This is a genomic window from Arcicella sp. BE140 (assembly GCF_031456255.1).
In the GTDB taxonomy this organism is placed as follows: Bacteria; Bacteroidota; Bacteroidia; order Cytophagales; family Spirosomataceae; genus Arcicella; species Arcicella aquatica.
Genome location: NZ_JAVDUE010000020.1, coordinates 88,862 through 104,413 on the forward strand (window position 1 = coordinate 88,862; position 15,552 = coordinate 104,413).

The 15,552-nt window shown below is 33.9% G+C and carries 10 protein-coding genes and 1 tRNA gene; 2 read left to right on the forward strand and 9 right to left on the reverse strand.

The features are described 5' to 3' along the window. Positions 1-233: 233 nt before the first annotated feature. On the reverse strand, positions 234-479 hold the full coding sequence (locus tag J2Y60_RS21790; protein WP_309921692.1) for a hypothetical protein: 246 nt from the start codon (positions 477-479) through the stop codon (positions 234-236). After that, entirely contained in the window at positions 454-1,056 is a 603-nt protein-coding gene (locus J2Y60_RS21795) for a sigma-70 family RNA polymerase sigma factor (RefSeq protein WP_309921688.1), read from the reverse strand. The genes J2Y60_RS21790 and J2Y60_RS21795 overlap by 26 nt, the downstream gene beginning before the upstream one ends. Before the next feature lie 455 nt (positions 1,057-1,511). Here J2Y60_RS21795 and J2Y60_RS21800 point away from each other — a divergent pair, with 455 nt between their 5' ends. Further along, positions 1,512-4,631 carry a glycoside hydrolase family 3 N-terminal domain-containing protein gene (locus tag J2Y60_RS21800; protein WP_309921685.1) on the forward strand — a complete coding sequence of 1,040 codons (3,120 nt, stop codon included), beginning with the start codon at positions 1,512-1,514 and terminating at the stop codon, positions 4,629-4,631. A gap of 196 nt (positions 4,632-4,827) precedes the next feature. Here J2Y60_RS21800 and J2Y60_RS21805 read toward each other — a convergent pair whose 3' ends face one another. Then, complete coding sequence (locus J2Y60_RS21805; RefSeq protein WP_309921682.1) at positions 4,828-5,403, reverse strand: peroxiredoxin-like family protein; 576 nt, start codon at positions 5,401-5,403, stop codon at positions 4,828-4,830. Positions 5,404-5,627: 224 nt separating this feature from the next. On the opposite strand from J2Y60_RS21805, the gene glyA reads away from it, so the two are divergent. Further along, positions 5,628-6,920 carry a serine hydroxymethyltransferase gene (gene glyA, locus J2Y60_RS21810; RefSeq protein ID WP_309921678.1) on the forward strand — a complete coding sequence of 431 codons (1,293 nt, stop codon included), beginning with the start codon at positions 5,628-5,630 and terminating at the stop codon, positions 6,918-6,920. Between the two features lie 475 nt (positions 6,921-7,395). Here the strand turns inward: glyA and J2Y60_RS21815 are convergent, their stop codons facing one another. From J2Y60_RS21815 to J2Y60_RS21840, 6 genes are all read right to left on the reverse strand, one after another. Then, a complete protein-coding gene (locus tag J2Y60_RS21815) occupies positions 7,396-9,210 on the reverse strand; it encodes a hypothetical protein (protein WP_309921675.1) in 1,815 nt (604 codons plus the stop codon). A 16-nt stretch (positions 9,211-9,226) separates the two neighbouring features. Beyond that, on the reverse strand, positions 9,227-11,707 hold the full coding sequence (locus J2Y60_RS21820; protein ID WP_309921672.1) for a sensor histidine kinase: 2,481 nt from the start codon (positions 11,705-11,707) through the stop codon (positions 9,227-9,229). A 20-nt stretch (positions 11,708-11,727) separates the two neighbouring features. Beyond that, positions 11,728-13,122, reverse strand: coding sequence for a hypothetical protein (locus J2Y60_RS21825; RefSeq protein WP_309921669.1), 1,395 nt, complete (start codon positions 13,120-13,122; stop codon positions 11,728-11,730). Between the two features lie 254 nt (positions 13,123-13,376). Then, positions 13,377-13,450 (reverse strand) — tRNA-Asn (locus tag J2Y60_RS21830). 161 nt (positions 13,451-13,611) lie between these two features. Then, entirely contained in the window at positions 13,612-14,247 is a 636-nt protein-coding gene (gene rsmG / locus J2Y60_RS21835; RefSeq protein ID WP_309959278.1) for a 16S rRNA (guanine(527)-N(7))-methyltransferase RsmG, read from the reverse strand. A 178-nt stretch (positions 14,248-14,425) separates the two neighbouring features. Beyond that, complete coding sequence (locus tag J2Y60_RS21840) at positions 14,426-15,487, reverse strand: glycosyltransferase (protein ID WP_309921662.1); 1,062 nt, start codon at positions 15,485-15,487, stop codon at positions 14,426-14,428. Between the last annotated feature and the right edge of the window lie 65 nt (positions 15,488-15,552).

Genomic DNA, 15,552 nt, shown 5'->3' on the forward strand with positions numbered 1-15,552 from the left:
AACCCCAATCTTCCAAGCGTTGCTTCGTTGATTAATTATATTTTACTTATTCCTATAAACCTACGACTATCAAGCAATTAAGGGTTTGTTGATGAAAAATTATAAAATTTGGAAAGTCAAAATACTCTTTTTTATTGTAACCCCAAAGGACTATAAAAACAAAGCTGTACCAAGAAGCCTCGGCAAGGAGGTTTCTTAGTACAGCTTCACAAAAAAAAGTCATCAATCCTAGGTTAAACAACTAAGGGTTGATGACTTTCTGTATGGTTTCTCGAATACGCAAGAATGTTGTCTATGCTTCTTTCGGAAGGTTGTTGAAAACTTTTATCTAAACCTGCTTTCACATCAAGCATATCTAAATAAAATTCTAGCATCTCATTATCATGGACAAGTCCGTCCTGAATCATAAGATTTTCCTCTTCCGTTGTTTCTTGATAGACGTAACGGATAACGTCATGCTGCGTAAAGGTTTGTATCATAGCTCGGAGAATGTTTACTCATCATTTTGCGTAGATTTATCAACGCATAACGCATTCTTCCTAGTGCCGTGTTAATGCTTACGCCTGTGGCGTCTGCAATTTCCTGAAAACTCATATCTTCGTAATGACGCATCACTAGCACTTCTCTTTGCGAGTCTGGAAGACGTTTAATCAGGTCTCTTAGATGAGCATGCGACTCATTACGAATTTGCAAATCTTCATAAGAATCTTCTGCAAAATCTAATGTATTAAACACACTGCTACCATCTTCGAATACGACATTTGGATAGCGTTTATCACGACGGAAATAGTCAATCGCCATATTGTGAGCAATTCTGAGCACCCATGGCAAAAATTTCCCTTCATCATTGTATTTTCCCGAACGAAGCACGTCAACAGCTTTAATGAAAGTATCTTGCATTAAATCTTCGGCTACGAAGGTGTCTTTAACAATTAAGTAAATCGTTGTGTAAACTTTGGATTTGTATCGGCGAACAAGAGTTTCAAATGCCTTTTCGTCACTGTTTTTTATATAGCGTGATACAAGCTCGCTGTCGTTAACATGGATTTTTTCCATTTTGATAAATCTATTTAGTTAACGTAAAGCTTTATATCATATTATATCTCCTATATTTTTATTTTAGCGAATTTTGTAAACTCTTTTTAGTAGTTATTCTGAAAGGTTGATTCAAAGATAATTGTTGTAATATTAATTCCAAAAAAAATGCTAAAGTTTTTAAGAGCATTAACAAATATTAACAACCTGTTTTTCGTTTAGCCATATTTCTTGCATTATGCCCTAAATATATACAAAATATATGCATTGTTTTCTGTTTTTTAGCAAAATTTTATTCTTTTTCTCAAAATCATGCTATCTACCCTGCTCTAGTATTTCTTAAATATTGTTAAAAAATCTTGCCAGATACGCTTCATCAAAATATAAAAAAATCTATCTCTTTCAGAAATAGGCTGTCCTGAACTATCCCTATTTTTTTTTGTGTAAATTGCATAATCAACTAATCAGCATTTTGTATGAAAAAATTCAGCTTCATCACTTTTATACTTTGTACTTTCCTTACTCTTCACACTAAAGCCCAAGACCTTTTCCCAAATGCTAACAAGCGTTGGGTCGATTCTGTTTTCAATTCCCTTTCTGTAGATGAAAAAATAGGACAACTTATGATGCCTCGAGGCAATTATAGTTATGATTATGATACTGCACGTTTATATAAAATAGTAAGAGATTATCACGTCGGAGGTTTTGTTTTCTTTAGGAATCGCCCAACGGCACAAGCATTGATGGTAAACAAGCTACAGGCTATGTCTAAAGTACCTATGTTAATAGGAATGGATTTGGAATGGGGACTTGAAATGCGTTTAGATAGCACAGTACGTTTCCCTTATCAAATGACCTTGGGCGCTATGCAAGGTAACGAGCAATTGTTAGAAGAAATGGGCTTGCAGATTGCCCAACAATGTAAGCGAATGGGCGTGCATATTAATTATGCACCAGTAGTAGATGTCAATAATAACCCTAACAATCCTGTGATTAACTTCCGTTCTTTTGGTGAAAATCGCGAGAAAGTTACCTCAAAAGCTTTGGCTTATATGCGTGGTTTACAAAAAGGTGGTATTATTACTTCTGCTAAGCACTTCCCAGGGCATGGTGATACTGGGGTGGATTCTCACACAGACTTACCCGTAATTCCCCATAATAGAACCCGACTAGATTCTTTAGAGCTTTTCCCGTACCGTGCATTAATCGAAAATGGTTTACAAGGTGTGATGGTTGCTCATTTAAGCATTCCTTCGCTGGATACCACCAAAAATTTAGCTTCTACTTTATCAAAAAACATTGTTACTGATTTATTAAGAAAAGATTTAGGCTTTAAGGGATTGGTTTTTACAGATGCGATGGATATGCAAGGGGCTGTAAAATTCTTTCCCGAGGGAACTGCCAATGTAAAAGCTATTTTGGCGGGTAATGATGTGTTAGAAACTTTTATTGATGTGCCAGCGGCTTTCAATGCTATTAAAAAAGCCTTGGTAAAAGGAGAAATCTCGCAAGCGGATATTGATTTAAGGGTAAAAAGAATCTTGACGGCCAAAGCTTGGGCTGGTTTGGATAAATACCAACCTATTGAGCTTAAAAACTTGATTGCTGATTTGAATCCTAAAAAATCAGAAGTATTAAATCGTCAGTTAGCTGAAGAAACTATTACGTTGTTGAAAAATGACGAGAATATTATTCCACTCAGAAACTTAGACACGTTAAAAATTGCTTCCCTGAATATTGGCAATCCTACTTTTGGGAGTAAAAAACCGACTGATTTTCAGAAGATGCTTTCAAACTATACCGATGTTCAGCATTTTAATTTAGATGAAAATTCGAGCAATGAAGTGATTCAAGCGGTGAGAGATTCTTTGAAAAACTATAATTTGGTATTGATGGCTATCAATGGGCAATCGGTTCGTCCTGCCAAAAACTATAGTATTCATCCTAAAATACAGGAATTGGTAAAGGAGTTTGCCAATTCGCCTAAAACCATTGTTTCGCTTTTCTCCAACGCCTATACCTTATCTAAATTTGAAAATCTTGACAAAGCCAAAGCTTTAATGATTACCTATCAGGAAAGCCCACAGATGCACGAGTCTGTCGCAATTGCTGAATTGATTTTTGGTGCCATTGGTGCTAAAGGCAAGTTGCCTGTTGGTGTGAGTATGGCGTTTAGATACAATGATGGTATTAAAACAGAAGCAATCAAGCGTTTTCAATATGCCGTACCAGAAGCTGTGGGCATTGATACGAAATTCTTAACAAGCAAAGTTGATTCAATTGTCAATGAAGCTATCAGACAAAAAGCTACTCCTGGGGCAGTAGTATTAGTAGCTAAAAATGGCAAAGTAATCTTACATAAAGCCTACGGAAAACAAACGTATGAAGGCACAGCAGTTTCTACCAACGATTTATACGATTTAGCTTCTATTACCAAAATCAGTACGTCTGTGCCTTCGATGATGAAAATGGAAGACGAAGGGAAATTTACGTTGAATACTACTATGGGTGAATTGATTCCAGAATGGGCAAATTCAAACAAAGCTCCTTTGATTTATAAAGATGTCTTTACGCATCAGGCACGTTTAAAAGCATGGATTCCCTTTTGGATGGACTGTCTGGATTCTACTAAAATGGTATTAGCTAGTAAGATTTATAAAGAAAAATATGCTGATAAATATGCTATTACTTTCTGGGATAAATTGTTCCGTCGTAAAAAGGCGTTAGCTAGAATGTGCCAAATTATCCAAACCGATAAGGCACTTTGGAAAGATTGTATCAATTTGGTAAAAGACCCAACCATTTGGAAACCAAAGACGTTCTCTTACACCAAATCGGGTGATTATTCTGTACAAGTAGCCGATAATTTATGGTTACATAAAGACTACAATAAAACAATTTATAAAGCCATTGAGGATTCACCCCTCAGAGAGAAAAAGGAATACGTTTATTCAGATTTATCTTATTATATGTATCCCAAAATCATTCCTCGCCTAACGGGAAAAGATTTTGAATCATTCTTGAAAAATACTTTCTATAAACCTTTGGGGGCTACTACGCTGACTTATAATGCGCGTGAACATTTTCCATTGTCGAGAATTGTTCCTTCTGAGTATGATTCACTGTACCGTAAAACGCTTATTCATGGGCGAGTACACGACGAGGGTGCTTCTATGCTGAATGGTATTTCTGGACACGCAGGGCTTTTTGGTACTGCACAAGATTTGGCTAAATTGATGCAGATGTATCTTCAAAATGGATATTATGGAGGCAAACAGTTTATCAAAGAATCTACGATGAAAGAATGGACGGTTTATCCTTTTTCAATAGAAGAAAATAGTAGGAGAGGGGTAGGTTTTGATAAACCCGACCGCAAACGTCCGGGTATCAGTGCGGCTGCAAGTGCTAGTCAATCAAGTTTTGGGCATTCTGGTTTTACAGGAACTTATACTTGGGTAGACCCTGAACATCAATTGGTATATGTTTTCCTTTGTAATAGGGTATACCCAACCAGAAACAATTCAAAACTTTCTGACTTGAACGTACGAACAAATATCAACGAAGCGATTTATCAGGCTATTAAGAGAGGGATATAGGGGATTTGAAAATTTGAAGATGAGGTGATTTGAAGATTGATATTTTCAAATCACCTCATCTTTTTAGCATCTAGAAATGGTTTAATTTTATAATTAATATTTAAAATTATTACATTTTTCCAGAATCGAAAGATACTTCAATTTCATAATTAACATTTTCAAATCATCAAATCTTCAAATTTTCAAATTACACCTTTTACAGCTTCATCAAAATATCTTTAATTTCTGCTCTTTTCTGGTAATTTTCGTCGAAGTGAACGAATTCTATTTTACCGTTCTTGCCAATTACGTAAGTTGCAGGTACGGGCAACATCCAATCTCCTTGTTGTTTTTGCAAATCTAAACCATATCCTTTATACTTAGTTTGTAATTCGGGCGACATCTCATACGCTACCTTCCACTGTTTCATGATTGCTCTGTCTTTATCATAAATAATTGAAAAGGTAGCCTTTGTTTTTTCAACGGCTTTGCTGATAGATTCTTCTGGTTCGGGCGTTATGGCAACTACCGTGGCATTTTTTGCAGAGAAATCTGGTAAGGCTTCTTCAATCTGACTCATGTACTTATTACAATACGGACACCACGCTCCGCGATAGAACATCACGACTACCTTTCCTTTTTTAGTTAATTCTTTTAAACTAACGATATTTCCTGCATGATCTTTCGCTGTAAAATCGGGTGCTTTATCACCAATTTTTAATGCCGTTGGGCCATCTTGTGCAAAAACTGATAATACACTGATTGTTAGCAGAATTGTTAATAACTTTTTCATTTATTCTGTTGATTTTAGTTAAATTTTAGCCACAAATTTCAAAGATTTTACTTTCTTGGAAGGTAAGCATGCCGACATTTACAAAAATGTTTTTACAATCCATTTTTAAGCAGTATTTTTACCCATAAATTATCACATTGTTGATGAATTTATAACAATTTGTTGATTTTCTTTAACAGAACCAACCATGTACGGCATTTTAACCCGTGCAATCTTCTAATAAAATGGCAACAGCAACTTTCACGCTCGAAAGAGATACCGAAATTTTCAACTTGATTAATCAAGAAGCTCACCGTCAGGAGTACGGTATCGAATTGATTGCTTCAGAAAACTTTACTTCAAAGCAAGTAATGGAAGCTCAAGGCTCAGTTTTGACAAACAAGTATGCAGAAGGACTACCAGGGAAACGCTATTATGGCGGTTGCGAGGTAGTTGATCAAGTAGAAACAATTGCAATTGAGCGTGCTAAAGCATTGTTCGGTGCCACTTGGGCAAACGTTCAACCGCACTCTGGTGCACAAGCAAACGCTGCGGTTTTCTTATCTTTCTTGAACCCAGGGGATAAAATTTTAGGTTTCAACCTTTCGCATGGTGGTCACCTTTCGCATGGTTCTCCAGTAAACTTCTCTGGAAAATATTTCCAAGCATTTTTCTATGGTGTAGAAGAAGAAACAGGTTTGATTGATTGGGATAAAGTAGAAGCTACCGCTTTGAAAGAACAACCAAAATTGATTATCTGTGGTGCTTCAGCGTATTCTCGTGATTGGGACTATGTACGTTTACGTGCTATTGCTGACCAAGTAGGCGCTATTTTATTAGCAGATATTTCACACCCATCGGCTTTGATTGCTAAAGGTTTATTGAACAACCCAATGCAACACTGCCATATCGTAACGACAACTACACACAAGACGTTAAGAGGTCCGCGTGGTGGTTTGATTATGATGGGTCAAGATTTTGAAAACCCATTCGGTTTAAAAACCTTGAAAGGTGAATTGAAAACGATGTCAGCTTTATTAGATGGCGGTGTTTTCCCAGGTACACAAGGTGGTCCATTAGAACACGTAATTGCTGCTAAAGCAATTGCTTTCGGAGAAGCCCTTACAGACGACTTCCAAGCGTATGCTGAACAATTGCAGAAAAATGCCAAAGTAATGGCACAAGCATTTGTTGACAAAGGATATAAAATCATTTCTGGCGGTACAGATAACCATTTAATGCTTATCGACTTACGTCCAAAAGGATTGACAGGTAAATTGGCTGAAAACACGTTGATTAAAGCTGATATTACTATCAACAAAAACATGGTTCCATTTGATGACAAATCTCCATTTGTTACATCAGGTATGCGTGTTGGTACTGCTGCGATGACTACTCGTGGTATGAAAGAAGCTGAAATGTTACATATCGTAGAGTTAATCGATAGCGTATTGATGAATCACGATAACGATACATATTTAGGTTCAGTGAAAACAGAAGTAAACAAATGGATGGAAGCATTTCCATTATATGTTTAATCGTTTTTGATTGTTGACCAAAACAAAACCCTGATAATTCTCTTGATTATCAGGGTTTGTTTTTTTATACGTCTTGTGTTTCTTTTATGTTGGGGGACAACCTATTTCAGGACGGGACAGTTTAAATTCACAAGCCTGATACTTTAAGTGTCGGGCTTTTTCTTTTAAACGGATTTACGTTTCTGACGGACATTCATCAAAGTGTGTAATACCCGTTTAAAAACCTGCCCGACCCGTCAGAAAGCCGTTTAAAACGATATTCTTCCTGTTTAATACAGTTTTAAAAAGTGTCCGACAAAGGTAAAACTTCTTTAAACAGAGAGTGATTTCCTTTAAAATATGATTATTGCTTGTCGGACAAGGTGTAAAAGCTGTTTAAAGTGAAAGTGATTTTTTTCAAAGCAGTCCATTGCTTAAAATAATAATTAATAACCATACAAAATTATTTAAGACCAAAATCACTTATTGTTTGTTACTATTTCTTAGCAAAATCATGTAGTAAGGCATTCCGTGTTAAATATTCCATATACTTTTCAAGCAAAAGCCTCGCATACGGCTGACGAAGACGCTTTATTCTTTTTACTTTGAGAGAAAAACTACTTTTTCCCATAGCTACAGGTATTTTTTTATCTCCAATTATTACAAGGTCTGGGCTAAGCTTTGAATTGAGAGCCTTATATCTATCTTTATTTTTTGGTAACCCTCTTAATAAAACGTTTATTTCTTTCTTTTTCTCTATTAATTTAGGTATAACAATATTCTCTCTAGCTTCTAATGAAGCCTGTAATTTAATTCTATTTTTGTTTTTAAGCTCTATTTCAGCCTCGCCAAGATGATTAAAAGATACTAAATCAAGGAAATTCAAATCGACGACAAGTGGAGAATTAGTAAAGTTTACAATACCAACTTTAGTAGTTTCAAAATGGTCTAATTTATATCTTGTGTCCCAAAAAGTAAAAGGTCTTCCGTTAGTTTCATAGTTCTTAAAAGACTTACTTTCGTCGGCCACTAAATCTTTGATTTTCTTTGAACTCAGATATAGTAGCGTCGCAGTTTGGAGTTTACGTTCTCCTGTACTTCTTAACATTAAATCACATTCTTGAGCAACTAAAACATACATACTTTTTTTATTTCCTAAATCAGTAAGTTCAAAAATATCCCCATTCTCTAACGGTTTATAAAGACCATTTATAATTTCTCCTTGTTCATATATTTCCTTTGCTCTTAGCTCTATGGGCTTTTGATACGGTTGTGTGTTTATTCCTTCTACGGAGATATTAAAACTCTTTGAAATAGCATGAGCTTTTTCAAAAGCTTCATTTGCACTTAACAAATAATCTGTTTTTATCATCTCTACCTTGATAAAATTATCTAAATAGATATTTATTACTCTCAAGAGTGTCTCTACTTCCCAAATACCTTCATTTAATGATGATTTTAGTATCGCAAAATCGAAAGAATATGTGTCGAGCAACTTAAGTTCTTCGATAGTCTTATTAAATGCTTCTAAAGCCAGGTTTAAGGTCTTATCTTTTACCTGCTCACAATACTGATTTAAAAAAAGCTTTTTGATAGCATCTGCAAATAAATCGGGTTTGTAAAGCCTATCTTTAGTGAATACAAAGAAGTCCTCATTCGACAAGGCTTCGCCAGCTTTTTTAAACTTTTCAACAATCTCAACCCTTTGCGATAGCTCTTCTTCGATATTTGTTATTGTGTAAGTAAAAAGTGCGGGAAAGATATTAGAACGATAGCCACCTTTCTTAATATCAATTATCAAATCTTCTCCTTTTTTGGTTACAAAAACCCCACCCGATTTATTTAAATCTTGGTCGAATAATACCAATATATTGTTGCTTCCTTTATGATGGGTATGAAGAATATATTGTTCCCATTGAGCAGGAGAACATAAAACACAAATATCCTCATTGAAAAAGGTCTTTAATGAAGATGAAACATCTAAACTAGTATAATCTTTTCCTACAGCCTTATATACAACTACAAAACACTTATTTCTCTGATCAGGTGTAAGATTATCCCATGTATCATTAATATTGTCGATAAATAGGTCTAAATCATCTTTAAATTCAAAAAAACTTAAACCATCTTTTAACTTATCAATATCTTGAATTTTACGAATTAGACCTATAAATTCATTAACATTCGGTTCATCGCCCAATGAATCATCAACAAAATATACTTTGTCTATTTTCATCAAATGTAATAAAGAAGCTAAGTGTTCTTTGGCATTTTCAATGGTGTATGATGTTTTAGGTAAAGGCTGGCTCATACTCGTAGCAATAATTTTATGGATTAACTTTGGCAGATTCTAAATTTATTTGGAATATATATCTCCTATTTTCTGTATTACGCTTGTGTAGTAATGTTATCTCCCCTCCCATTGATTCTATAATTTGCTCAACTATATAAAGACCTAAGCCTCTACCTTCCCCAACTGGTTTTGAAGTAGTAAAAGGTTGAAAGATACTTTCTGCAATAGTTTCATCAATACCACTTCCATTATCCCAAATCTTAATTAAATGAGAATCTACTTCAATGAATACTATAGGTAAAAAACTTTTATCGCTTAGTTGTTTTTTCCTAAGCCAATATTCTGAATTTAAGAGAATATTATCAAAAACTTGTGTTAGTTTACCTTTATTAGCCTTAACCTTAAAGTCTTCTGATATAGAAACCTTGATTTCTCCATTTATTTTAGTGAATTTAGAAACAAAAAAAGTTTTCGACTCATCTATAAATTCAGACAATTTTATTTCCTGTTTCTTTTCACGATTATATCTTAACGAAGGAGAAAAATGATTTACTTGAATGCGTAAGTTTTGAACAAAACTCTTGACGTATTCTATATAAATGTAAATCACAGAATCAATATTTTTTAGCATTTTTAGACGCTTTTCAATGTCATTAGTTTGACTTGAAATTCGTTCCAACATATTTAAAATTTCATGAGACCATGCTTCTGCTGTCAATCCTAAACCTGCTAATTCTGAAAAATCATGAAGTTGTCTTTTTAACAAATTAATTTGAGGAGCTATAAAATCAGCATTGTTATCAAGTTCTGCTGAAGACTTTATAGCTTTTTCAACTTGCATTAAAGTGTTTTCCGCCTTATGTAAAAAAGATACTACTTTTAAATCTGCGGAAGTTGTATTTTGATTATTAAATAAGGGCGAATCAATATTTTGTTTTACTTCTTTGGAAATACTACTTAAATCGGTCTGTAATTCCTCGATAATAGGCAGTGTGTTTTTTGATTGTTCCGCCACTGCATTTACACCTTCAATTGCCTTAGTTGTAGAACCTTGAAATGTTCCTTTACTATCAGCTAATACGCTTTTATATGTATTTAAAGCTCTTTTAGCTCTTTCTAAAACTAAATTAATTTCACTAACAAATTTTTTTGTAATTAAAAAAAAGTTCTGAGAATATGGAGATTCGACAAAACCTTCTCTATCCGTTTTTTCTGTCAATGACAAGTTGTCTTTATTTGAAATACTTATATATCCAATAATATTTCCAGGACGTAAACCGTAAAATGAAGCTCCAGAGGTCTGTCCTGTTGATAATTGTAACCAATCATTGTTATTCAACCCATATGGCTTAATGCCAAATCCATCTCTAAAAATTCTCACTCCAACTTGATTCTTTACTAATCTTTTATACTCACCTACACTATCAAAATACTCTTCTTCATTCAAATCGACATCTCCTCTAATATCATACTCAAGAATTTCTCCATCAAAAATACCTGGATTGGCTAATATAAGAATATCACCACTGATAACAGAATTATTTGCAATTTTCTCAAAATGATATTCTGTCTTATACTTAAAAAAATATCCGTTATTAAGTTGTCCTAAATATTCGGTTTGAACTTTATCTAAAAACTCACGCTTATTTCTTTGCTTATCTGTCAAAAACTCAAAAAAAGCTTTCCCATTATCAGATATAATAGTTTTCTCATAGAAAGAACTATCATTTCCCCTAAGCTTATTTAATTTTAATAATATTTCGATGTTGAGCTTCTTTCCATCATATCTCAATTTGTATTCTCCGATAGCCTGCTTTCTAAGCTGTTCATTCAATGAATCCAAATCTACTTTTTGTCCAGCTACAGATAATCGAACATTAAATGGTCTGTTCTCCTTAACAGGAAAAATCATTTTGGATAATTCACTTCTAAAAACATCAAATGCTTCGCCTTTCCAAACTGTTGGATTATTAAGGGAAGTTATAGCTACTTTTGTTCCTTTTAAACCTACTTTTTTGGGGAAAGTTCTATAAACAACTTGTACATCTGATAATTTTCGTGTTCCATCAAAATCATCCCAATTGTATGCCAAAGAATGATATATATCTTCATCAGCAACCCCAGTAACTATTTCAATCTGCTTTCCTATTCTTTGCGTACTTAATCTGCCCAATCCTTTATCTCCTAATGGGATTCTTTTGCCTTCATTGTATGTACCACTTTCTTTTTGGTCTCTTTTAGCAGAAAACGAAATAACCAACCATCTACTACTAATATCTGACAATGACATTCCCTCTCCATTATCTTCGAGTAGTATATAACCTTTTACATCATTGAAATGGAAATCATTTGTCAAGCAGTTATTAACATCAATATCAATTTTGACCCAGTCAGCTTCTGCATCATAAGAGTTTTTTATTAACTCCATTATTGCTGTAACCTCATCCGAAATTAGCTGTTCTCCCAACTGTTTAATTACAGAAGTTGAAATATCGAAATGTAGATTTTCTTGCAAGTTTGTCACGATTCAAAGCATTAAAATGTTTTTCTAAAAATCAATATATCTTCGGTGACCATAGTCGTAGTCGAACGATTTCGTTGAGCCATCCTCTTATTCAAAATATCTCGTTTTATTTCAGTAAGCAATTTGATTCCATTATGCTCAAGGAGTTCAATCAAAATTTTATTATTAGGAATTTCTATACCACCAACTCTTCGATTACCAATCGTCCAAACTAGGTAGCCATTTTTTCTTACTGCTTCACAACACTTTTGTAGGACAATATATAAATCATTGGTAAAACAAATAATTTTACTTGTTTTATCTGGATGTGTCACTGTCAATTTTTCAATGACGTTCCTTAATGATGGAGATATTTCAAATAAGTTATCCACAATTTCTTGCGAAGGTAATATAAGTTTTCCCCCAAGGCTTTTTCTATCAATCGCAGAGATAGTAGAAAGCAAATCTTCTGTTATTGATTCATCTATATCTTTTAAGTCTATCCATTGTAAAGGCAAATATGCATGTTGACCATAAGGGACAGTGGTAGAATTATCGCCATAAGGAGGAGAAGACACCAATAAGTCAATACCTCCATTGGGTATAAAAATATACTCTGTAGAGTTCTTAAAAAGAATAGAGATTTTCTTTTTGTATCCATTTTTACCAACAACCATTTTGGATAAAAGCATTTTATTATGGCTTACAATATCATCAATATTCCTATTAAGCAATTTTTCAAATAGTTCAGTTGCTGAAATATTCCTGTGTTGGATTTCTTCTAATGGTCTAATATGCAATTTAAAAGTACTTGTTCTATCGTTTGATGAAAGTCGGACTGTTTCAGCTAAAGTAATCCAGAATAAGCGTCTTATCTCAATGTCTTCACATTTTCTTATACCTCTTACAATTTTTGATAATTCTAATGAAACAGATACTTTAAACCATTTGTCAATACCTTTGAAATTTTTCTCAATACACAATCTTTCATCAGAATTAATTGATTTGATTAGTTCAATAGACCTTTTAGAGACTTCCTCAATATTAAAATAGTGAGTTTTTACTTTGGAAAGCAGAATAGATAACGGGTTTATATCCTGACCATAGCACGATAATCCATTCATCATTCCAGCAACAATTGATGTAGCAGAACCCATAAAAGGGTCTAAAATTGTAGTTACAGAATTGTCAACGGTAGTAATGCTTTCGATTAGAGTTTGTTGCACAATCGGAACCATCATAGCTGGATATTGAAAAAAGCGATGAACATTTTTACTTCTATCGTACTTGGGAGAAGTCCATATTTTACTATCGTTAATAGTTAATGATGCTATTTTTTTAATAATGAGATTATCAATATCTTCTTGTTTCCTTATAGAGGATACTTTTGAAGAACCATTATTATATGATGCAATATTCAGTGTCATTATTGTGAGTATTCTGAAGCAATTTTGGGGGCTTATAGGATGTAAAAATCATAGATAACTATAAAGATTGAATAACTAATTGGCAGGTTTATAGCATCAGATTGTCATTATCCAATAATTAAAACATCTATCTATTTTAATTGCCTAAAGTTATAAGAAAAAATCAACATTCCTAACTGTTCCAAAGTGTTTGGAACACATTTAAAGTTTGTTTCAACAAAAAAGCCTTAAATCGTGTGATTTAAGGCTTTTTGCTCCCTCTCCTGGGCTCGAACCAGGGACCCCATGATTAACAGTCATGTGCTCTAACCGGCTGAGCTAAGAAGGATTGTTGTTAATCGTGATGCAAAAGTAGTCCGTTTTTGAATATCATGCAAGTGTTTCCTATGAAAAAAATAGCAAGATTTTAAATAAAAATGATTATTCCTTGATTTTCAGATTATTACAAAAAACATTTTTTTTCATTTTTATCGATTTAAAAAGCACTTTTTACTTCATCGGAACGTGAACGACCATCTTTGTCTCGAAAAATTCTTCTTCAAAATAATCAGACAATTCAAATACTCTTGTCTTTTTACCTAATTCTTTTAATTCTTCTTTCATATCGCCACCTTTTAAATAAAGAATGCCGTTATTCAACTTATTATAATTATTGATGTTTATCTTCCCTTTTACCCATCCGTAAAATGGTAGAAGGCGTGTAACGGCACGACTTACAATAAAGTCATACTCTCCATCTATCTCTTCTGCTCTGATTTGTTCTGCACGAACGTTTTCTAACCCTAACGCTTTGGCTACTTCATTGACTACTTTTATCTTCTTACCAATGCTGTCTACCAAATGAAATTGGCAATGAGGAAACATGATGGCTAAAGGAATCCCGGGGAAACCTCCGCCTGTGCCTACGTCTAGTATTTCACTGAAATCTTTAAAGGTTATTACTTTGGCTATGCCCAATGAATGTAAGATATGTTTTTCATAAAGATTGTCCATATCTGTTCTCGAAATCAAATTGATTTGAGCATTCCAATGCGTATATAATTCTCCCAACTGAGCAAACTGTTGTTTTTGCTTTTCTGTAAGCTGTGGAAAATACTTTTCTATTAATGTATGGTTGTTTGTCATGTTCATAATTTATTGTGTGATTGAGCGAATTGATTTTTACCCACTGATTTTCAGAGATTTGTACGCTGATTTTCGGAGACAAGCAGTTTCAGCGAAAATCTGCGATATTAATCTGTCATATCTGCGGGTAAAAAAATAATTTAATCGAAAAACTCATCATTCAAAACTCAAAATTCCCTTATTTCCATCTCATTTTTTTCTTTCTAGGAATCAAATTATTGGTTCCCATAATCAAAAAATAGCTGGTAAATATAAAATCCCAAAAGGGTAATGTTGCAGTATTAAGTGTCTTATCTAAACGATTGTTGGCCTTGGCAAATACAATCCACTGTGCTAATAATCTTATTCCAAAAACACCTAATACGCCATATAAAAGCACTGAGTGAAATGTAAATGGAATTAATACCCCTAATAAAACCCAAGAAAATATCTGGGTAGAAGCTAGGCTTCCTAACACTAATTTGTTTTCAAAACGATAATATTTACTAACTGAAAGATGTCTTGTTTTTTGTCGGTACCATGTTTCCCAAGTTGTTTTGGGTACAGAATACATAAATGTATCTGCATTTAAACAAATAGCGGTATTTTCAGCAGTCGCTACATCGTTCATAAACAAATCATCATCGCCACCTACTATGTTTGTATGTTTTGCAAAGCCTTTGTTTTCAAGAAATAACGATTTGCGGTACATCAAGTTTCGCCCAACACCCATATAAGGTTGTCCTTTTAAAGCCAATGAAAAATATTGTACAGCAGTAATAAAGGTCTCGTAACGAATCAACTTGTTCAAAAAAGATTTTTCAGAATAATAAGGCGAAAAACCTAACACAATCTGTTTTTCTGGCAATAAACATTCCGCCATTCCTTTAATCCAAAATTCATTTTGTGGTCTGCAATCAGCATCTGTTAGCAATAACACATCATATTTTGCCGATTTGATGCCTAATGTCAACGCATATTTCTTGGCTGAAAGATGGTCGGGCGTTTTTTCTATTTGAATAAACCTAACGTGCTGAAATGCTCCACATTCTTGCATTAAATATTCGTGCGTGCCGTCCCAAGAACGATCATCCATGATGATTACTTCAAAAGTAGGATAATCCTGATTATCCAATAGCGGAATTAATGCTTTCAAATTTTCTAATTCATTCCATGCGCAAACAATTACTGATACGCCTTCGGAAGTGTTTGCTTCCTGAATTGGTGTTTCGTGCGTATTGACTTTGGCAAAAACGAACAAAATAAAAAATAGTTGAAGGCCAACAGAAAATATGTATATGCTAAATAGAAAGGGTATCAAGGTAT

Bases quoted from the DNA above. Each gene is read 5' to 3' on its own strand.
- rsmG (WP_309959278.1), bottom strand. From the start codon at position 14,247: ATGACAAACAACCATACATTAATAGAAAAGTATTTTCCACAGCTTACA.
- J2Y60_RS21805 (WP_309921682.1), bottom strand. From the start codon at position 5,403: ATGAAAAAGTTATTAACAATTCTGCTAACAATCAGTGTATTATCAGTT.
- J2Y60_RS21800 (WP_309921685.1), top strand. From the start codon at position 1,512: ATGAAAAAATTCAGCTTCATCACTTTTATACTTTGTACTTTCCTTACT.
- glyA (WP_309921678.1), top strand. From the start codon at position 5,628: ATGGCAACAGCAACTTTCACGCTCGAAAGAGATACCGAAATTTTCAAC.
- J2Y60_RS21795 (WP_309921688.1), bottom strand. From the start codon at position 1,056: ATGGAAAAAATCCATGTTAACGACAGCGAGCTTGTATCACGCTATATA.
- J2Y60_RS21815 (WP_309921675.1), bottom strand. From the start codon at position 9,210: ATGAGCCAGCCTTTACCTAAAACATCATACACCATTGAAAATGCCAAA.
- J2Y60_RS21825 (WP_309921669.1), bottom strand. From the start codon at position 13,122: ATGACACTGAATATTGCATCATATAATAATGGTTCTTCAAAAGTATCC.
- J2Y60_RS21790 (WP_309921692.1), bottom strand. From the start codon at position 479: ATGATACAAACCTTTACGCAGCATGACGTTATCCGTTACGTCTATCAA.